This window comes from Sedimenticola selenatireducens (assembly GCF_963675335.2).
GTDB classification, from domain to species: domain Bacteria; phylum Pseudomonadota; class Gammaproteobacteria; order Chromatiales; family Chromatiaceae; genus Sedimenticola; species Sedimenticola selenatireducens.
In genome coordinates, this window is record NZ_CAXXYC010000003.1 from 437,746 (window position 1) to 457,748 (window position 20,003).

The following is a 20,003-nucleotide window of genomic DNA, read 5'->3' on the forward strand; positions in this document are numbered from 1 at the left end:
CCGACGCTCCGATTATGATAAGTAAAATCAGCGACAAGATAATATCTGGCTAAATGAGGTGGATTTATGCCACCCTCTACCATTATCCGAACAAAAGTCGTCGCCACGGAAGGCCTGAATAGAAACTTGGTTGGTTAGCGCATATTTATGACTCCTGTTTACCCTGCCTTAATCCATGCAATTTGAGAAAGAGACGGTCCTGCCACGGTCTGAGTTGACCAGCCTGAAATGGATCATACTGATCAGTGGCGTAATAGCCGTTTTCGCCGTGCTGGTCGTTTCCATCTATCTGCATATCGCGCTGGAAAGGGAAGCAGTTCAGAACTGGCGCGAACAGAATCTCCCGTTGGCCAAGGCGCTGGCCGGGCGGATTGACCAGAAAATAGAAAAAGCCGCCGCAACACTGCGCTTGGTAGCCGGATTGCCCCAGTTCCGGCAGCCCCTGAATCCTGACAACATTGAACAAGCTATCGGTGGTGTGGCCGAATCGTTTGAACAGGAGAAGCGTCAGATCCTGGAACGGTTGAGGAAAGAGAATGCCGATCTTTCCCTTCTCTTCCTGCTGACGGCCAATGGGGATCACTACCTGGCCCAGCCGTTCGATGCTCAGCGCGGGGTCAGAAAATACAACATGAGTGACCGGGCCTATTTCAGGGAGACCCTGCGCACCGGCAGTACAGTGGTCTCTGACAGCTTCGTTGGGGCCGATGGTCGGCTGATCGTGGTGATCAACACGCCGATAAAGAATTCCCGTGATGAGATCACTGCACATCTGGGAGGGGTATTTTACCTGGATCATGTCGCCAGGTTGATACAACGTATTGATATTGTTGCATTTGATGAGCTTTTTCTGCTTGATCGCAAAGGCGGACTGGTGGGGCATAGCAATCAGCAGTGGCTCATCCCCGACCAACGGGAAGCATTCCGGAAGCGGCCGGAAATGGGCGAACTGCTGGCAGTGTCTGCGCCCGATGATATTGTGGAGACCAGTTACCGGGTGATTAAAGACCCGGATGGGGGAGGCGTGCGTCACGCTTTTACGGTACCGCTGGCATCGGGGTGGCGTATGGTTGCGCTGCGTGATCGTAGTTCCCTGTTAAGCAGTGTCCAAGCCCGCTCCAATGCCATTACTGCCACTACCGCCCTGATTCTGCTTAATCTTGCCGGCTTTGGTCTGGCCTTTGTCAACTCTGTCGGTAAACGCTGGCGCCAGGCCGAGACTGCGCTGATAGCTGCCAAACGCCAGTTGGAAAATGAAGTGGAGGTGCGCACTCATGAGCTGATCGCATCGCATGAGCAAATCGAACTGCTACTGGCCTCTACCGGTGCCGGCATTTTTGGAATTGATCTGCAGGGAAGCTGTACTTTTTGCAACATAGCCTGTGTTGAGACTCTTGGATACCCGAGTGACCGGGATCTGTTGGGAAAACACCTGTTCGATATCATTCATCACTGTCACTCTGATGGCACACCCTACGAAAGAGACAGTTCTCCGATACTGGCAGCAGTCCACAGTGAAAAAAAGGTCTACAGGGAGCACGAGGTATTCTGTACCGCCGACGGTGAATGCATGCCGGTGGAATATCGTGCCTATCCCATGCGTCTCCATGACAAGGTGGTTGGAGCGGTGGTGACCTTCAACGATATCAGTGCCCGCATCAACGCCCAGCAGGCACAGGCCGACAGCGATGCCAGGTTCCATTCGCTGTTTACCCGGTCCAATGACGCTATTTTTCTGCTGAATCCGCAGACCGGTCACTATCTCGATGCCAATAAGGCCGCAGAAAAGCTGACCGGCCGTTCTGTCGACGAGTTGATTACCCTGACCACGTCCGACGTCTGCCCTGCGGGTGCCAGTGAGCGTCGCAATCGGGTGCAAGAGATAGAGGCTACATGTGACATGGGTGAGGTGATCTACCTCCGCCCGGACGGTACAGCAAGGACCGCTCAACTGAGCGTGGTGCCCTTGGCGGACGGTCTGGTGTTCGGAATCGCCCATGACATTACCGAGCAAATCGCCTCGAAACAGGCGCTCATGCAGCGCGAAGCACATCTTCGGGCGCTGTCTGAGGCGGCATTCGAGGCGATCTTCATCTCTGAGGAGGGAGTCTGTCTGGGACAGAATCCAGCTGCGGAAAAGCTCTTCGGCTATAGCCTGGCGGAGGTGCTTGGGCGGTCTATTCTGGAGTGGGTGGCCCGGCAGTCACGGGAGTTGGTAAGACAGAATATACTGGACGGTTGTACCGAGCCTTACGAGGTGCTGGCACTACGCAAGGACGGCTCCACTTTCCCGGCGGAGATCCGCGGCCGCTCCATGCCTTATCAGGATCGGACGGTCCGTGTCACTGCACTGCGGGATATTACCGACCGCCGGAACGCTGAACTCAGACTGCAACGGACCAATACCCTGTTGCACGCGGTGATCGATCAGGCGCCCTTTGCCATAACCCTGTGTGAAGGTTCGGCGCAGGACTGGTTTCTGACCCTGGCCAATCAGGAAGCACAGCGGATTACCGGTGCGACTGAGGCACAGCAGCACAAGATTCGCTTTATCGATGGGGAGCTGCTGAATCCGACTGTGCGTACCTGGGAGATGCTGCACCCCGACGGTACACCCATTGATGTGCGGGATACCCCGCTGGTGAGGGCGATGGTGGAGCAACGGGTTACGCGCAGCAAGGAGATGATAATCCGGCGGACGGATGGGGTGGAGACCTATGTGCTGGCAAATGCCTCCCCGATCTATGGTGACGATGGAAGCCACATCGCCGGTATCTTCACCTATCCCGATATTACCGAGAACAAGCGCACCGAGGAGACTATTCGCACTCTCTCCCAGGCGATGGAGCAGAGTCCGGTCTCTGTGGTGATTACCGGTCTGGACGGTGTGATCGAATACACCAACCGGGGCTTTGAGCGCTCTTCCGGCTATAGCTCTGAGGAGATGTGCGGCCAGCATACCCGGCTATTGGGCTCGGGCAATACACCGGCTGAAGTCTATAAGGAACTCTGGTCGACCATTACCAGTGGCAGATCCTGGCAGGGTGAGTTCCAGAACAAGCGCCGGGATGGCTCGTTGTTCTGGGAGTACGCGCATATCTCGCCCATTTTCGACAGCCAGGGCCGGATTCGTCATTATCTGGCGGTGAAGGAGGACATCACCCTGCGTAAGGTGCAGGAGGAGAAGATCCTGCATCAGGCACATTTTGACAGCCTGACCGGGCTGCCCAACCGGTTTCTGGCCCTGGATCGGCTTTCCCAGATTATTCGTACCGCCCATCGGGAACATCATCAGGCGGCAGTACTGTTCCTCGATCTGGATGACTTCAAGAAAGTGAACGACACCCTTGGTCATGAGGTGGGCGACCAGGTGATTGAAGAAGCGGCACGTCGGGTCAAATGGGCAGTACGGGAAGAGGATACCGTGGGTCGACTGGGTGGGGATGAGTTTATTGTGCTGCTCGCTCATCTGCATGACAAGAGTGATGCCATGCGGGTTGCGGAAAAGATCCTGGCGGCATTCCGGACGGTATTCCGTCTCGGTGACCGGGAGATTCTGTTGACCTCCAGTATCGGGATATCGATCTATCCCGATGATGGTGATACGGCCAAGATACTGCTGCGCAATGCGGATACGGCGATGTATTACTCAAAATCGATCGGACGTAATGTGTTCAATTTCTATACCGATGCGATGAACCAGGACGTGTCGCGTCGGGTGGAGCTTGAAGAGCAGTTGTATACGGCATTGGATAATGACGAGTTCTATCTCCACTTCCAACCAATTGTGAATATCTATAGCCAGGGTATTGTCGGTGCCGAGGCGCTGCTGCGCTGGAACAATCCCAGGCTCGGTCAGGTTGCACCAACCGAGTTTATCGAGATTGCCGAACGTACCGGGCGTATCGTACAGATCGGTGAGTACGTGTTGCGGCAGGCCGTGCAGCAGGCGCGCCATTGGCATGATCAGCACCATCAGACCTTCCGGGTGGCGGTGAACGTGTCGCCGGTACAGTTTAAGGATGGAAATTTCCTGACCATGGTCAAAACGATCCTCAAGGAGTACCAGCTGCCGGGTAAGTTTCTTGAGATTGAAGTGACCGAGAATGTGCTGCTGAGCGAGAAGATCAACTCAGTCGAGATACTCAATGGTCTGCGGGATCTCGGTATCTCCCTGTCCATGGATGATTTCGGCACCGGCTATTCATCGCTCAGCTACCTGCGTCACTACCACTTTGACACGTTGAAGATTGATCGTAGCTTTGTCCGTGACATCACCTCCGACCCGGACGACCGGGAACTGGTGGTGGCGACCATCTCCATGGCCCGCAGCCTGGGTCTTAAGGTGATCGCGGAAGGGGTTGAGAATGCGGAGCAGCTTACCATACTGCAGGCCGAGAAGTGCGACTTTGCCCAGGGCTACTATTTCAGCAAGCCGATAACCGCGAAGGCCCTGGAGCGGTTTTTTATGAGTTGACAATAGGCTCCGGCTTGTTCTTGTAGGGTCGGAGTGGGTGCATGGGTGAGGGTATCCTGGAGAAGCCAGGGTCTCGGAATGGATAGCAGTCTAAAGCCTTCTGCCCGCGTCCGACTGTCAGGAGATAAAGTGGTAGTATGATTGAAATTATTCAGGCCGATCTGTCACAAATCCGGCACGCCAGCGCGCTGGTTGAACTGCTGGATGCCTATGCCCGTGATCCGATGGGTGGCGGGCAGCCGCTGGCGGAGTCCACCCGCCGGAACCTGGCGGCCGAACTGCACAAGCGCCAGGATGCGGTGAGCTTTCTTGCCTTTGCCGGTGAGCGTCCGGTGGGGTTGGTGAACTGCTTTGAAGGATTCTCGACCTTCAACTGCCGGCCCTTGCTCAATATCCATGATGTGGTGGTAATGGATGGCTACCGGGGACAGGGTATTGCCCGGCAACTGTTGCAACAGGTGGAAGCCCATGCCCAGGCGCGCGGGTGCTGCAAACTGACCCTGGAAGTACTGGAGGGCAACCGGCCGGCCCAGGCGGCATATCTAAGCGCCGGCTTTGCCGGCTATGAACTGGACCCGGTGACGGGGCGGGCGCTGTTCTGGGAGAAGAAACTGGATTGAGGGTGTGTGGCGGTACCGGCTTGGATTTGATCCCATTTCGTAGGGGCAGGCCCCTGTGCCTGCCCGATTGTGATATGGGTGCATGGTTGGGCAACCACGGGGGGTGCCCCCACATTCCTCTTTGCGGCGAGGGCGCCGCTTACCCAAAAATCACCTGTAGGAGGCCCGCCCCGGGCCGATGGAAACCGGCTCATAGCCAAACCGGTCCCTTCGCGGCTTTACAGCCCGCTTCCCGCAGACCCGATCAATGCCGCAGCAGATCGAACGGCTGGACCTCCACCAGGTCTCCCGCCTGCACATTGCCGGTCTCATCGGATAGCCGGATGAGGCAATTTCCACTGCTCATGGAACTGAGCACGCCCGAGCCCTGGCGCCCGGAACTCTTCACCACCAGTTCGCCCGCGTCATCCAGGGACAGGATGCCGCGCTGGAATTCGGTGCGCCCCGGCAGTTTGCGCAGCGGTGATCCCGCCTTCACCCGGAGTGTGGGGGAGAGCCGTTCGCACTTGCCCTGCAAACGCTGGATCGCCGGCCGGGCGAACTGCAGGAAGGTGATCATCACCGCCACCGGATTGCCCGGCAGGCCGAAGAAGCAGGCGTTGCCGATATGGGCGAAGGTGAGCGGCCGCCCCGGCTTGATCGCCACCTTGGAGAAGTGCACTTCGCCCAGTTGCTGGATCGCTTCGGCGATAAAATCCGCCTCGCCCACCGAGATGCCGCCGGATGTGAGTACCAGGTCGGCCTCTCCGGCGGCCTGGGTCATGGCTTCCTGTATGGCGTCCGCCCGGTCGGGTATCACACCCATGTCTATAGCGTCGGCGCCCAGTTCGGTGAGCATGCCGAACAGGGTGTAGCGGTTGCTGTCGTAGATCTGTCCCTCTTCCAGTGGCTGGCCGATACTGCGGATCTCATCCCCGCTGGAGAAGAAGGCCACGCGTACGCGGCGGCGTACTGCAACTTCGGGGATGCCCAGCGAGGCCAGCAGTCCCAGCTGAGCCGGGCCGATCTCGTCACCCTCCCGCAGGATTACGGCATCGGCCTGGATATCCTCGCCGGCCTGCCGCACATTGGCGCCAGGCTTGGTGCGGGGATCGATAATCGCCGTGTCACCGTCCCGTTCCACCCACTCCTGCATGATCACGGTATCGGCCGCTTCCGGCACCTTGGCGCCGGTCATGATGCGGATGCACTCGCCCCGGTTGAGTTCTCCCTGATAGGGTTGACCGGCAAAGGCGCTACCGACCACCTTCAGCCGATGTGTGCCTTCGGTGGGTATATCCTTGCCGAACAGAGCGTAGCCATCCATGGCGGAGTTTCGATAGGCCGGCACATTGATCGGTGAGGCGATGGGGCGGCCCAGTACGCGTCCCAGGGCATTGCGCAATGGCGCCGCCTCGATGCCGTCAACCGGCCGGACCCTGGCCATTATCATTTTCAAGGCATCGCCGGCACTGATTGAACTGTCAGTCGCGTCCATGCAGCAGTCGCTGGGTTTGTTGCTATCGGTCATGGTCTCTGTCCATGGTCTTGTGAGTGAAAAAAGGCGTGGTCGGAACGGTAAATTACCGGATTATAAGGGTGAAAACCAATCCATTCCGATTAAATCAGGAATCCCTGAAAAAACGGTGTCATCCCTCATTGGGCGCTAAATTTTAATTCCCCTCCACTGCAGGAGCCGGGAGACAATGATCCCGCAGACAAAGGCGATGCTCATATTTGTTGTGGCCAGGCTGATGCCGGCGATCAGAAAGGCAATAAAGAGTTCTTGCCGCTCCGTGATATCCCTGATCAGCAGTGCCAGTTCCAGGCCGGCAAAGAGCAGCAGCACACCCAGAACCGCGTATGGGATGGCAGACAGCAGAGCGATGCCGATACCACCAAAACCGAGGGCGATCAGAACAAAGAGCAGGCCGATCATGATGTTTGAGCCACCGGTTCTGGCGCCAAATCGGTAATGGGCAGCCAGGCCGCCGGCACCGTGACAGAGGGGCATGGCGGCCATGAGTCCCGCGCATATGTTGGTCAATCCCATACCGAACGAAAAGCTGCGGTTCGACACCCTCTCAGTCTGCTTGCCGGTTCCAAACAGGTTCCTTGCGGTATCCGTGGTGCCGATGATGGCGTTGCCGATGGTGAGCGGCAGTTGTGGAAGAACCAGCAGGAAGAGGGCGGTGAAAAGGTCGTCCACATCCGGGGTAACAAGGCCCATGGTCGAGGGGCCGAAGCTCCACTCCAACCCCCTGAGGGAGCCAAATGGAATGCCGATGACTATTCCTGCAGCCACCACAACCAGGGCCGCCGGAAAACGCCGGCTGGCAATCAGGCACAGGACCAGGATCAACGCCGCCAGGCCGAGTAGCGGATTGACCGGAATGCCTCCCAGGGATGCGGTGTCGCCAGCACCCTGCATTAGAAGCTCCGGACTGCTGATGAAGTCGATTCCCTTGATCATGAGGATGAAACCCAGGCCAAGCTGGATACCGCGAACAATTGGCTTGGTGAAAAGTCTTGCCAGCCAGTCAATCAGGCCGGTAAAGGCCAGAAGGATCAGCGCACCGCCAAAAAGCAGGCCGGTAGCCGAAATTACCGGCAATGAAATTTTCTCTGGGAAAGCGATGGCGATAGCCGAGACCAGCTTGAGGGGTTGGACTGGTATGGGCAATTTATAATAGACACCGGAGAGCAGATAAAACAGACCGACCCACAGGAACACAGAGCTGAAACTCAGGCCATTGATCGTTACCAGTCCAATGGACAGGGGTATGAGCGTTCCCAGATCTCCCAGTGACCCGGCAAATTCGCTCCGGTCGAACCGGTAAGAACCTATCTGCATTCGTCTCCGTCCTGAACTCACTCTTGTGCGCGGATCATCCGCGAATCACTCCCGGGAAAACTACTTGCCGGCGCGCTCTTTCACCAGGTCAATGACGGTCGGCGGGTAGGTGGTCTGCAGTGGCTTGGTACTCAACTCGCCGTCATACAGATGGATATGCCGACTCAAATTGAGTTTTCCTGTCTGTGGTTCGTGGCTGGTATAGACTACGCCAATCTGTTGTTGCTGTAGCTGATTGATCAGATCGTAGCAGATTCCCCGCGAGCGCTTGTCCAGGTTGGAGACCGGCTCGTCCAGTAGCATCAACCGCGGGGAGAGCGCCCAGGCGCGTGCGATGGCCACCCGCTGTTTCTCCCCCCCGGAGAGTTCGTGGCAGTTGCGTTTTGCCAGGTGTTCCAGGGAGATAAGCTCCAGCGCCTCGGCAACCTTGGCCCCGATCGCCTGCCGGCCCAGTTTTTTCCGTTTCAGGCCATAGGCGATATTGTCATAGACCGAGCAGTCAAACAGATAGGGGTGCTGGTGCAGATAACAGATCTGCTCACGCAGATAACGGTAGCTCTGGCGCCAGTTCCGCTGATTGCCGGCGATCTCAAATCCCACCTGTCGGGGTTTTAGCAGCCCGGCCAGAATACGCAGCAGGGTGGTCTTTCCCGAACCGTTCTGGCCGGTGAGCAGAGTCAGTTCGCCGGCCCGGAAATCGAGTGAAAGATTGTTCAGAATGGTGCGTTCACCCCGATTAAAAGTGAGTTTCTGCAGCTTCAGCCAGGGACGGTTGTTATCAAGGGTCATTGGATCACTTCACCTTTTCCCTGTACCTGGCCAAGCAGGATATTCAGAAACAGCGCCATGAACAGTAGCACCATGCCGAGCGCAATGCCTTCGGCAAAGCTCCCCTTGCTGGTCTCCAGCGCGATGGCGGTGGGGATATTGCGCGTGTAATTAAGGATGTTGCCACCCAGCATCATGGAACTGCCGACTTCCGCAATGATGCGTCCAAAGCTGGCCACCAGAGCGCCGATCAGACCGAAGCGCGTCTCATGCAGGATGGTCAGGAGTGCCCGCAAGGGACTGGCGCCCAGAGTCAGGGCCGTCTCCCAGGCCCGCCGGTCCGACGCCTGCAGGGCGGAGTGGGCCATGGCCACCAGCAGGGGAAAGCAGAGGCACATCTGGCCCAGGATCATGGCGTCCTGGGTGAACAGCAGCCGCCATGCACCCAGCGGCCCCGCTTTGGAGAGCAGGATGTAGAGTGTCAGTCCGACCACTACGGCGGGGATGGAGAGGGCGGTATTGAATATGGACACCAGCAGTCGCCGGCCGGGAAACCGGAAGTAGGCCAGGACAAAAGCGGTCAGTATGCCGAATGGAGCGGCATACAGCAGGGCACGCACCGAGACGCTGAAAGAGATGCCTATGATGGTCCAGAGCGAACTATCCCCGGTGAACAGCAGATAGAGGGCCTGGTAACTTGCAGCGCTCAGTGATTCCATTATTGCCTATTTCAACAACAGTGGGATAAAAAGTGGCTCTCCATGCAGGCGGTAGTCCCGGATCAGCTCCTGCCCTTCCTGCGAACTGACCCAGTCGATCAGTTTTTTTGCATCCGCATAGTTGGTGTCGGGATGTTTTGCCGGATTGACCGCGATCACACCATAGGGATTGCTCAGTTGGTTGTCGCCCTCATTCAGCAACGACATGTCCACCTTGCCCTTGTAGGCGAGCCAGGTGCCCCGGTCGGTGAGGGTATAACCATCCAGTTCGCTGGCCATCTGCAATACCTTGCCCATGCCCTGACCGGCTTCGATATACCAGCTGCCATTCGGCTGGATATTAGCCGCTTTCCAGAGTGCCTGTTCTTTCTTGTGGGTGCCTGAGTCATCTCCGCGGGATATGAATTTGGACTGGCTGTCCTGGATTTTGGTCATGGCTTCGGTGACGGATTTGACGCCTTTGATAGCGGCGGGGTCATTGTTTGGGCCGACGATGACGAAATCATTGTACATGAACTGGACACGATCGGTGCCGAAACCCTCGGCAACAAACTTCTCTTCCGCGGCTACCGCGTGAACCATCACCACATCCACATCACCGTCGCGGCCCATTTTCAGCGCCTTACCGGTCCCCACGGCGATTACATGGACCTCGATACCGGTCTGTTTCTGAAAAGCGGGTAGCAGAATGTCCAGCAGGCCGGAATTCTGCGTGCTGGTGGTGGTGGCCATGCGGAGCGGCGCAGCCTGGACGGCGATTGCCAGTGACCAGAGCAGGCAGAGGGAGAATAGCAGGCGGATTTTCTTATACATGGGTACTGGTCCTTTTGATTGGGGTAAAAATACGGCGCTCGGGTCGCAGGTTTTATTGTGGGCGGTTTATCCGGTCGTTACCGGCCCTCATCGCTCCCGGTTGAAGATTGTTCCCGGGCAATCTTTTCAGTGCTTTTCGGGGCATGGGCAAGCGCCGATCTCGGGTCATTCAGTTGCAGTTGAAATAAATGAACGGCTCAACGTTATGCTTTATAGCACATAGCGCATATGGCCAACAATGTGTGTCAAATACAGTGTCGATACCAGGGTTTTGTATTGGAGGAAAAAAGCGACCGCCGGGTGATTGCTTGTGAATGTCGGATGCATGCGTTATGCGCAAAAAAACATAACGAAATAAATAGCTTAGTACACAAATACGGCTCGCCATTCAGGTTTTCTTCTTCTATATTCTTTTAATAATAAAAAGCAGGATTGAAATGGAACGGGTGAACAAGGAGGCGCGTCACTTAAATCACAATAAACAGAACAACAGATTTAAAACTGGCTGTTTGTCACGTGTGGAGGGCGCACAGGATGAAATCAGCAGAGGTAACACAGGATATCGACTGTGCCTCTTGCCAACTCACGGATATCCGTGGTTCAGCGCCCCGTGACCAGCGCCAGACAGGCTCACCAGATCGCAAAAAATACATAACCATTCAGAGGAGACAATGATGCAGAGGTCACTCTATATCTCGCCGGACAAATGCACGGGCTGTCTACAATGTGAAATGGCCTGCTCCTTCGAGCATGAAGGCAATTTCAATCCCGCCAAATCCCGTATCAAGGTGTTTACCTTCCATACCGAAGGGCGCTTCGTACCCTACACCTGCACCCAGTGTGATGAGGCCTGGTGCAAGAGCGCCTGCCCCACGGAAGCGATCACCCTTGATGTGGCCACTGGCGCCAAGATGGTCAATGACGGACTTTGTGTCGGCTGCAAGGTCTGCACCATTGCCTGTCCTTTCGGCACCATTAACTACAACACCACCACTGGCAAGGTTATGAAATGTGATCTGTGCGGCGGTGATCCCGCCTGTGCCAAGGCCTGTCCGACCCAGGCCATCACCTATATTGATGCGGAAGGCACCGGCTACGACAAAATGCGTACCTGGGCTTCCCGGACCGATACCCAAACCGCGGCACAAGCATAGAGAAGGGAGCAGATCATGAGCTGGCAGAAAAAAATCCTGCGTGTAAATTTGACTGAAGGCAGCTGTACCGCTGAACCCCTCAATATGCAATGGGCAGCGGATTATCTCGGGCAGCGGGGGCTGGGTTCAAAATATCTGGTGGAAGAGGTCGACCCGAAGGTTGACCCCCTGTCGCCGGACAACAAACTGATCTTCGCCACCGGTCCGCTCACCGGCACGGCATCGTCGACCAGTGCGCGTTACTCGGTAATCACCAAGGGGGCGCTGACCGGCGCCATTGCCTGTTCCAACTCGGGCGGCTATTTCGGAGCAGAGCTCAAGTTTGCCGGTTGGGACATGATTATCTTCGAGGGCAAGGCGCCGAAACCGGTTTATCTCTACATTAATGACGATCACGCCGAGCTGATCCCGGCCGATGAGATCTGGGGCAAGAGCGTGTGGGATACGGACAAGATCCTGCACGCCAAACATCAGGACCCGCAGCTGAAGATCTCCGCCATCGGCAAGGCCGGTGAAGAGGGAGTGATGTACGCCTGTATCGTCAACGATCTGCATCGGGCAGCCGGGCGCTCCGGCGTCGGCACCGTCATGGGTTCAAAAAACCTGAAAGCGGTGGCGGTGCGCGGTACAAAGGGGGTATCGGTCAAGGACCCCATGCGTTTCATGCAGACCGTGATGGAAAAGAAAAAGATCCTGGCGGAAAATCCGGTCACCGGACAGGGACTGCCGACTTACGGCACCCAGGTGTTGATGAATGTGATCAACGAGGTGGGCGCGCTGCCCACCAAGAACGCCTCGGTAGTTCAGTTCGACGGTGCTTCAAAAATCTCCGGCGAGGCGATGCACGAGCCGCGCGTCAGTGACGGCAAGGCCAACCTGGTGACCAACCAGGCCTGCTTCGGCTGCACTATCGCCTGCGGCCGGGTGGCGCGCATCGACAAGGAGCACTACACGGTAAAGAACCGTCCCGAATACTGGGGCGCCTCCGGCGGCCTGGAGTATGAGAACGCCTGGTCGCTGGGTGCCGATTGTGGGGTGGATGACCTGGAGGCACTGACCTTTGCCAACTTCATCTGCAACGAACAGGGATATGACCCGATCACCTTCGGCGCCACCCTGGCCGCCGCCATGGAGTTGTACGAGATGGGGGTCATTACCGATGAGGATACGGGAGGTGTCAAACTCAACTTTGGTTCAGCCGAGGCGCTGACCACCATGGCTGAGCAGGTGGGTAAGGGTGAGGGGTTCGGCATGATTCTTGGCCTCGGATCCAAGCGTCTGTGCGAAAAGTACGGCCATCCGGAGCTCTCCATGAGCGTCAAGGGCCAGGAGTTTCCGGCCTATGACCCGCGCGGTATCCAGGGCATGGGCCTCACCTACGCCACCAGTAACCGGGGGGCCTGCCACCTGCGCAGCTACACCGTGGCCTCCGAGATCCTGGGTATTCCGGAGAAGACCGATCCGCTGGTTACCGAGGGCAAGGCCGGGCTGGTCAAAGCGTTCCAGGATGCCACCGCGGCGGTCGATTCCAGCGGGCTCTGCGTCTTTACCACCTTTGCCTGGACCCTGGAGGATTTCTATCCCCAGATCGATGCCGCCTGTGAGGGCGAATGGACCCTGGAGCGCCTGGCCCAGACCGGGGAGCGCATCTGGAACATGGAGAGGCAGTTCAATATGGCTGCCGGCTTCACCGCCAAGGATGACACGCTGCCGAAACGATTGCTGACTGAACCGGCATCATCCGGTCCGGCCGCCGGCAAGGTGAATGGCCTGGACAAGATGCTGCCTGAATACTACGAACTGCGCGGCTGGAGCAAGGAAGGGGTGCCGACACCGGATACCCTGCGGAGTCTCGGTCTCTCATAATTGGCGGGGGTGGAGTAAGGGGAGAGCAGCGGTTGCTGCTCTCCTCTTTTCATCAATGCAAGGAGAAATGTTCCATGCAATACGTAGTGATCGGAGCAGGTCCGGCAGGCGTGACTGCCGCCGAGACGATACGAAAACAGGACCCGTCGGGCGAGGTGATACTGATTGGTGACGAGCCGGAACCCGCCTACTCCCGGATGGCCATCCCCTACTATCTGGCTGACAAGATTCCGGAGCAGGGCACCTACCTGCGCCACGATCCCAAACATCTGGATAGCCTGGGTGTCCGTCAGCTAAAGCAGCGGGTGACCCGGGTGGACAGTGCCGCCAGGCAGCTGCAACTGGCTGGAGGCGGAGCTCTCGGCTTTGACCGGTTGTTGCTGGCCACCGGCTCCGATCCGGTAAAACCACCCATAGATGGATTGGATCAGCCGGGGGTTCACCACTGCTGGACTCTGGAAGATGCCCGCAACATCGTGAAATATGCCCAGCCAGGCTCCCATGTGGTGCTGATGGGGGCCGGCTTTATCGGCTGTATCATCATGGAGGCGTTGGCCGAACGGGGTGTTGATCTCACCGTGGTGGAGATGGGCGACCGCATGGTGCCCCGAATGATGGACCAGGAGTCGGGTAATCTGATCAAGCAGTGGTGTATCGATAAAGGTGTCACGGTGCACACCTCGACCCGGGTGACGGGAGTAAAGGCGAACGCGTCGGGAGCTGCCCGTATCACCCTGAGCTGTGACCCGGTGGGGACCCTGGAGGCCGACCTGGTGGTGGTGGCAGCCGGGGTCAAGCCGGCGGTCGATTATCTGCGGGACAGTGGTATTGAGCTGGCACAGGGCGTAGTGGTGAACGAGTACATGGAGTCCTCGGTGCCTGGTATCTATGCCGCCGGTGACACCTGCGAGGGGATCGACTGGGGCAGCGATGGCCAGCATGCGGTCCATGCGATTCAGCCGGTGGCGGCAGAGACCGGTCGGATTGCCGCGCTCAATATGTGTGGAGAGGTGACTCCTTATCCTGGCAGCATGGCGATGAACGTGCTGGATACCCTGGGGTTGGTCTCGGTCTCTTACGGGCAGTGGATGGGGGTCCCCGGCGGTGATGAGGTGCATCGGCTGGACAGCGATGAGTATCGCTATATCAAGCTGCAGTTCAACGGGGACCGGCTGATCGGCGCGATCACCCTGGGCAGGACGGAACACGTCGGGGTGCTGCGTGGTCTGATCCAGAGCCGGACCAGGCTGGGCAAATGGAAGCAACACCTGATGGAGGATCCCACGCGTATCATGGAGGCCTACCTGGGTGCCACCCAGTTGACCCAGGGCTAACCGGCGGGCGCGGTTTCAGTCGAGTTTGGCTTCGGCTGCGTATGGCTGCAATCGACGGGGTGGTCCGATTGCCACTGTTCAGCTAAATATGGATGCAGGATGGGCAAAGCTTGCGTGCCCGTCAGTTTCAGGATTTATGTGATCGGTGTTGAACAGCATAGAATTTGTAGGAGCGGCTTCAGCCGCATAAACCAGCTTATGAAGGTTAATTTCAAACTGTACGCCTCCCTGGGGCAGTACCTGCCGGCCGGTGCGGAAGATCATCAGATTGCCCTGGATGTTGCTGAGGGGATGAGCCCGGCTCAACTGCTTGAGCTGCAGGGCGTACCCCGCGCGGAAGTGCATCTGGTACTGGTCAATGGGGTCTTTATCCCGCCCAGTCAGCGGGATAATCCTCTCATGGAGGGCGATCAACTGGCGGTCTGGCCGGCGGTGGCCGGTGGTTAGATGTTACTTTTTTTCCGGGTGAGGGAGGTGAATGAATAAAGCCATTCCCGCCCGCTTGTGCCGTGACATGGGGCTGACCCTGAACGATTTCATCCGTTCACTGCCCTCCGCTGTTGCCCCCCTGACCTATCGGGTTGAGGGGCGCGTGTTCAGCATCACTCATCCGAATGGTTCCATCACCATCGCCCTCGGGGAGACCGGGGAGCGGCGTATCGCTTCCCTCAGTCTGCCGGTGACGCCGGTCGAGTTTGAGTTTGTCGGACTGGATGAGGCAGCCCGAAGCCAGTTCATGCGGCGCTTCGACCAGTATTTTCAGCGCGGCGGGGGCTGATGGTGTTCGTCCTGTTTAAACGGACAGACCACCGAACCGTAAGAACAGAAGATGCAGCAATCCCCCGGCAGTGGCCGTAACAACCGTAGACATCCCTCGCATGTATAGAACCACTGACAGGCGTCGGTCGGCATCCGCTCCGTTTTCCGATGGCCGCACGCGGGGCAGGTGATGACCGATTCAGTTTTAATGGGGTGGCTGTTCAATGCGCATGCCCGTCTGTATGAAAAGAAAAACCACGTCGAGGTTGACCCCCGTTCTGCAGACCCGGATAATCCCCAGCTCGATTCCCCACCCTGTCGGTGGCGGCATCACTCAGGTAATGGCGGCTCGTATCGGTCCCCTCGCAACGAAAAACTGTTAACCCGGTCAGGCCTGGAAGGGAGCAGCCGCAGCAGTGGACTCGTGTGCCGGGGTGTGGCTGGTGCGGGCCGCCTCCATTTACCGGACAGTATAGTCCCTACGGCTTTCCCTTCGTATCCGTCCCCTCAACCGCCATAGCTCCAATCCGGGTGTGAATACCGCCGGTCATTGAGGTACACTTCCTGCACTTAGTTAACCCGACAGTGTAGAGATCGCAAGGAATCCATGTCATATCAGGTGCTAGCCCGCAAGTGGCGTCCGCGGATATTCAGTGAACTGGTGGGGCAGGCGCATGTCGTACGTGCGCTCGGCAATGCCCTGGACAACAACCGGTTGCACCACGCCTACCTGTTTACCGGCACCCGGGGGGTCGGCAAGACCACGCTGGCGCGAATCTTTGCCAAGTCCCTCAATTGTGAACATGGCGTCGGTTCCACCCCCTGCGGGCAGTGCAGTATCTGTCGGGAGATCGACGAGGGACGTTTTGTCGATCTGCTGGAAGTGGATGCCGCCTCCCGCACCAAGGTGGATCAAACGCGCGAGCTACTGGAGAACGTTCCCTATGCCCCGGTCAGAGGCCGCTACAAGGTCTATCTGATTGACGAGGTGCACATGTTCTCCGACAGCAGCTTCAACGCCCTGTTGAAGACCCTGGAGGAGCCGCCTCCCCATGTGAAATTCCTGCTTGCCACCACCGATCCCCAGAAGGTGCCGGTTACGGTGCTGTCGCGCTGTCTGCAGTTCAATCTGAAGCGGTTGCCGCTGGATCAGATTCAGGCGTACCTGCTGGAGCTGCTCAAGCGCGAGGGGCTGCAGTATGAGGAGCGAGCCCTGTTGTTGCTGGCCAAGGGGGCGGATGGCAGTATGCGGGATGCCCTGAGCCTGCTGGATCAGGCCATCGCCTTTGGTGCCGGAAAGGTGCTGGAAGCCGATGTGCAGGCGATGCTGGGCAGCATCGCCCAGGACCGGGTGCATGATCTGCTGGATGCGCTGGCCGACCTGGATGCCAACCGGGTGATCGGGCTGGTGAGTGAACTGGCCGAGATGGCGCCGGACTTTGCCGGGGTGTTGCAGGATCTGCTCTCGCTGCTGCACCGGATTGCCCTGGTGCAGGCGGTGCCGGAGGCTGTGGACAACAGCACCGGTGACCAGGAGCAGGTAGCTGCACTGGCTGACAAGTTATCACCTGGTGATGTGCAGCTTTTCTACCAGATTGGACTGATCGGCCAGCGGGATCTGCCGCTGGCACCGGACCCCCGTGCCGGGTTTGAGATGGTGTTGCTGCGCATGCTGGCATTTCGGCCGCAGGGCAGCGGGGAGAGACCGGCGGCCGGGAGTGACGGTAGCCAGGGGCCGGATAAAAAAAAACGCTCTGAAACGGCTGCGCCAGTCGCTGTAACCCCGGCTGCAAAACCCGCGATGAACACCGACCGCAAAGCTTTTGCGGCTCCGGTTGCGCCGCAATCTGCCCCGGAGAAAACGCCCCTCCAGGTCCCGGTGTCAGCCGCGCCGGATAATAGCGGAAAGCCGGTCGAGTTCCGCCACTGGCATCAGGTGGTCGATCAGCTCTCCCTGGGTGGTATTGCCAAACAGTTGGCCAATAATTGTGTCTATGATTACTGGGACGGCGTGACCCTGAGTCTGAAACTGGATCAGGCCCACCAGCACATGTTGGTGGGCAGTACGGAACAGCGCCTGCACGCGTCGCTGCAAGCCTACCTCGGTCGCGAGCTTAAGCTGAAGATAGCACCTGAAACGGTGCAGGCGGCGACACCGGCCAAGATCCAGGCCCAGGTCGTTGCCGACCGGCAACAGGCGGCCGAGGTGGCGATACTGGAAGATCCCATGGTGCTGGCCCTGGAAGCCCGGTTCGGGGCGGCCGTGATCCCGGGCTCGGTGCGCCCGGTGGATGAATGAGACTTTTAAACAGCTGCTTCATGAAGTCTCGCGCCGCATATTTGTAACTCATTGATTATTAGTGGTATTGCAAACAACAGCGAAGCACAAAGAGATGAAAACGCCAATATGTGGGTTCCTTCTCCCCCGGGAGAAGGACAGGATGAGGGCATGAATTAACAAACAGTTACCTCATCATAATCCCCTCACCCCAATCCTCTCCCTGAGGGAGAGGGAGTTCAACGGGACAGCAGTAAGACTTTTAAATACTATCGAGGAATACCTGAATGAAAGGCGGTTTAGGCAACATCATGAAACAGGCCCAGAAGATGCAGGCCGATCTGCAGAAGGCCCAGGAGCAACTGGCCAAAGAAGAGGTGACCGGTGAGTCCGGCGGCGGCCTGGTCAAAGTCACGCTCAACGGCAAGCATGAGGTACGCCGGGTCGAGATTGACGACTCTCTGGTCGGTGACGACAAGGAGATGCTGGAAGATCTGGTGGCGGCGGCGATGAACGACGCGGTACACAAAGTAGCGGAAAAGACCCAGAACAGCATGAGTGATGTCACCTCCGGCATGGGCCTGCCGCCCGGCTTCAAACTGCCGTTTTAGGGTCTGCTGTCACCATGTCTGATCGTCCACTGCTGGAGCAGTTGATGGAAGCCCTGCGCTGTTTGCCCGGGGTGGGGCCAAAATCGGCCCAGCGTATGGCGTTTTACCTGCTGGAGCGCGACCGGGAGGGCGGGCGGTTACTCTCCCGGGTGTTGGGTGAGTCGATGGAGCGCATCGGCCACTGCAGCCGTTGTCGTACCCTCAGCGAAACCGATATCTGCAACCTCTGCACCAATCCCCGCCGGGATGATGCCCAGATCTGCGTGGTGGAGACCCCGGCCGAGGTGGTTGCGATTGAACAGGCCACTGATTTTCGCGGGCGCTATTTCGTGCTCGGGGGGCATCTGTCGCCACTGGATGGCATCGGTCCCCGGGAGATTGGCCTGGATCTGTTTGACCGGCGTCTGGCCGAGGGTAATATCCAGGAGTTGATCCTGGCGACCAATCCGACAGTCGAAGGCGAGGCCACCGCCCACTATATTGGTGAGATGGCACGGGCGAGAGGAATCCGGGTCACCCGGATCGCGCACGGCGTCCCGCTGGGTGGCGATCTGGAATATGTGGACGGCGGCACACTTTCTCACGCCTTTAGCGGCCGGCGGGAGTTTTGAGCTATAGTGGTCCGTGGATGAGTATCAATTCGGAAGGAGGACAGATAGTGTCCCACATGTATCTGATGGGTAATCGCGGGATGGGCTGGCTGTCAGGCCGATAATCCGTCCCGAAGATTGATATCCGCGTGATTAATTCCCTCGGCAGCGCTTTTTTCGACCCATCCGTCGCCCGTTCCCTGGTACCGGTGCAACCGGCCAGTCAGGGTGATGATCCCTCGCGCCGTTTCGATCAATCCACCCCCGCAAAGGCGGCCATCCCTGCCGGAGAACAGCGTGCCGGTCTGGAGGTTCGCGCCGGCCTGATTTACCAGCAGAACCTTGCCGATGATGGCATCAATGCCAAAACCCGCCAGGCGCTGCGTGCCTACCGCATCCTGGAAGATGCCGAAGAGCGGGAAAAGGTGAGTCGCATGCTGGGTGTGGATGAGTACGCCTAGGACTCTTTTTTCTCCACAGCTTTCTTCGTGACGCGCGCTTTTCGTTTTCGGCCTTTCCCGCTGCTCTTTTTCCGCCAGAGACCAAACGCCAGCAAATAACCGACGCCCGCCACGATCAGATGTTCCAGGTTTGGTGTGGCCTGTCTTTCAAGGGTGTTGAGGTGAGGGAACAGCGGGAGATAGCGCACCTTCACCAGACCGGGTGCATGAAGGGTCGGAATGGAAAACGATGTGCCCAGCACGTAGGAAAATCCCTCAACAGACTGCCGATTGGGTAAGGTGAAGCGGTAGCTAATGACGTGGGTATAGCGATTAGGGATGGCTTCATTTCTTTCGCCCAGCTGCCTTCGAACGTGTATGACCCGGGCATCGGTTGTCTCTCCCAATAAACCGACCAGGGGCGTTATGACACCCCAGGCCATCAGAATCAGGCCAAGCAGGGTGAGGAGTATTCGGGGTAACTGCTGTTTCATCTTTGCGTCTCATCGGGTGGACGAATGATTGGCCCTGTTTTGACAGCGAGTCTTACTGCAAGGTTGAGGCGGCAATTTCATGATTAACCTACATTAGGGTTTGTTTTAAAACCCGTGAATATTATGATAATCCCTTGGTAGTTGCATTGAAATCGTCAGGTCACTGAGATCAACGCAGTACGCCTCCCGATGATCCTTCAGAGGATTAGCAGGGAAGCCAAATAAGAAGAATCAGTTTTGGGAGTAT

At 57.7% G+C, this 20,003-nt stretch carries 18 protein-coding genes and 1 other RNA gene; 12 read left to right on the forward strand and 7 right to left on the reverse strand.

Annotation, left to right across the window (positions count from 1 at the left end; genetic code table 11):
- Positions 1 to 175: 175 nt before the first annotated feature.
- Entirely contained in the window at positions 176 to 4,477 is a 4,302-nt protein-coding gene (locus ACHZBF_RS05805; RefSeq protein ID WP_321527892.1) for a PAS domain S-box protein, read from the forward strand.
- Between the two features lie 137 nt (positions 4,478 to 4,614).
- On the forward strand, positions 4,615 to 5,097 hold the full coding sequence (locus ACHZBF_RS05810; protein WP_321527893.1) for a GNAT family N-acetyltransferase: 483 nt from the start codon (positions 4,615 to 4,617) through the stop codon (positions 5,095 to 5,097).
- Positions 5,098 to 5,341: 244 nt separating this feature from the next.
- Here ACHZBF_RS05810 and moeA read toward each other — a convergent pair whose 3' ends face one another.
- From moeA to ACHZBF_RS05835, 5 genes are all read right to left on the reverse strand, one after another.
- Complete coding sequence (gene moeA, locus ACHZBF_RS05815) at positions 5,342 to 6,607, reverse strand: molybdopterin molybdotransferase MoeA (RefSeq protein ID WP_321527894.1); 1,266 nt, start codon at positions 6,605 to 6,607, stop codon at positions 5,342 to 5,344.
- Between the two features lie 135 nt (positions 6,608 to 6,742).
- Positions 6,743 to 7,930, reverse strand: a complete 1,188-nt coding sequence (locus tag ACHZBF_RS05820; RefSeq protein ID WP_321527895.1) for a putative sulfate/molybdate transporter — start codon at positions 7,928 to 7,930, stop codon at positions 6,743 to 6,745.
- Between the two features lie 60 nt (positions 7,931 to 7,990).
- Positions 7,991 to 8,719, reverse strand: coding sequence for an energy-coupling factor ABC transporter ATP-binding protein (locus tag ACHZBF_RS05825; RefSeq protein ID WP_321527896.1), 729 nt, complete (start codon positions 8,717 to 8,719; stop codon positions 7,991 to 7,993).
- Positions 8,716 to 9,417 (reverse strand): ABC transporter permease, encoded by a 702-nt coding sequence (locus tag ACHZBF_RS05830; protein ID WP_029132932.1) that lies wholly within the window; start codon positions 9,415 to 9,417, stop codon positions 8,716 to 8,718. Before ACHZBF_RS05830 ends, ACHZBF_RS05825 begins: the two co-directional genes overlap by 4 nt.
- A 6-nt stretch (positions 9,418 to 9,423) precedes the next feature.
- A complete protein-coding gene (locus ACHZBF_RS05835) occupies positions 9,424 to 10,230 on the reverse strand; it encodes an ABC transporter substrate-binding protein (protein WP_321527897.1) in 807 nt (268 codons plus the stop codon).
- Between the two features lie 674 nt (positions 10,231 to 10,904).
- On the opposite strand from ACHZBF_RS05835, the gene ACHZBF_RS05840 reads away from it, so the two are divergent.
- The 5 genes from ACHZBF_RS05840 to ACHZBF_RS05860 all read left to right on the forward strand — a co-directional run bounded on the left by ACHZBF_RS05840 (position 10,905) and on the right by ACHZBF_RS05860 (position 15,362).
- Positions 10,905 to 11,384, forward strand: a complete 480-nt coding sequence (locus tag ACHZBF_RS05840) for a 4Fe-4S dicluster domain-containing protein (RefSeq protein WP_273439127.1) — start codon at positions 10,905 to 10,907, stop codon at positions 11,382 to 11,384.
- 15 nt (positions 11,385 to 11,399) lie between these two features.
- A complete protein-coding gene (locus tag ACHZBF_RS05845; protein ID WP_321527898.1) occupies positions 11,400 to 13,250 on the forward strand; it encodes an aldehyde ferredoxin oxidoreductase family protein in 1,851 nt (616 codons plus the stop codon).
- Positions 13,251 to 13,324: 74 nt separating this feature from the next.
- Positions 13,325 to 14,584, forward strand: coding sequence for an NAD(P)/FAD-dependent oxidoreductase (locus ACHZBF_RS05850; RefSeq protein WP_029132936.1), 1,260 nt, complete (start codon positions 13,325 to 13,327; stop codon positions 14,582 to 14,584).
- Between the two features lie 198 nt (positions 14,585 to 14,782).
- Positions 14,783 to 15,031: a sulfur carrier protein ThiS gene (gene thiS / locus ACHZBF_RS05855; protein ID WP_029132937.1), complete on the forward strand. Its 249-nt coding sequence runs from the start codon at positions 14,783 to 14,785 to the stop codon at positions 15,029 to 15,031.
- 31 nt (positions 15,032 to 15,062) lie between these two features.
- Positions 15,063 to 15,362 (forward strand): hypothetical protein, encoded by a 300-nt coding sequence (locus ACHZBF_RS05860; protein ID WP_051301964.1) that lies wholly within the window; start codon positions 15,063 to 15,065, stop codon positions 15,360 to 15,362.
- Here ACHZBF_RS05860 and ACHZBF_RS05865 read toward each other — a convergent pair.
- Positions 15,344 to 15,553: a GDCCVxC domain-containing (seleno)protein gene (locus ACHZBF_RS05865; RefSeq protein WP_157606767.1), complete on the reverse strand. Its 210-nt coding sequence runs from the start codon at positions 15,551 to 15,553 to the stop codon at positions 15,344 to 15,346. The genes ACHZBF_RS05860 and ACHZBF_RS05865 overlap by 19 nt on opposite strands.
- A 142-nt stretch (positions 15,554 to 15,695) precedes the next feature.
- Here ACHZBF_RS05865 and ffs point away from each other — a divergent pair.
- From ffs to ACHZBF_RS05890, 5 genes are all read left to right on the forward strand, one after another.
- Positions 15,696 to 15,792: signal recognition particle sRNA small type (gene ffs, locus ACHZBF_RS05870), an RNA gene on the forward strand.
- A gap of 158 nt (positions 15,793 to 15,950) precedes the next feature.
- On the forward strand, positions 15,951 to 17,642 hold the full coding sequence (gene dnaX, locus ACHZBF_RS05875; protein WP_321527899.1) for a DNA polymerase III subunit gamma/tau: 1,692 nt from the start codon (positions 15,951 to 15,953) through the stop codon (positions 17,640 to 17,642).
- Between the two features lie 266 nt (positions 17,643 to 17,908).
- Positions 17,909 to 18,232, forward strand: a complete 324-nt coding sequence (locus ACHZBF_RS05880; protein ID WP_029132940.1) for a YbaB/EbfC family nucleoid-associated protein — start codon at positions 17,909 to 17,911, stop codon at positions 18,230 to 18,232.
- 14 nt (positions 18,233 to 18,246) lie between these two features.
- Positions 18,247 to 18,843: a recombination mediator RecR gene (gene recR, locus ACHZBF_RS05885; protein WP_029132941.1), complete on the forward strand. Its 597-nt coding sequence runs from the start codon at positions 18,247 to 18,249 to the stop codon at positions 18,841 to 18,843.
- A 128-nt stretch (positions 18,844 to 18,971) separates the two neighbouring features.
- Positions 18,972 to 19,283, forward strand: a complete 312-nt coding sequence (locus ACHZBF_RS05890) for an endoglucanase (RefSeq protein ID WP_273439120.1) — start codon at positions 18,972 to 18,974, stop codon at positions 19,281 to 19,283.
- On the opposite strand, the gene ACHZBF_RS05895 is transcribed toward ACHZBF_RS05890, so the two are convergent.
- Positions 19,280 to 19,756, reverse strand: a complete 477-nt coding sequence (locus tag ACHZBF_RS05895) for a hypothetical protein (RefSeq protein ID WP_029132943.1) — start codon at positions 19,754 to 19,756, stop codon at positions 19,280 to 19,282. The two genes, ACHZBF_RS05890 and ACHZBF_RS05895, sit on opposite strands and share 4 nt — an antisense overlap.
- Positions 19,757 to 20,003: the final 247 nt, after the last annotated feature.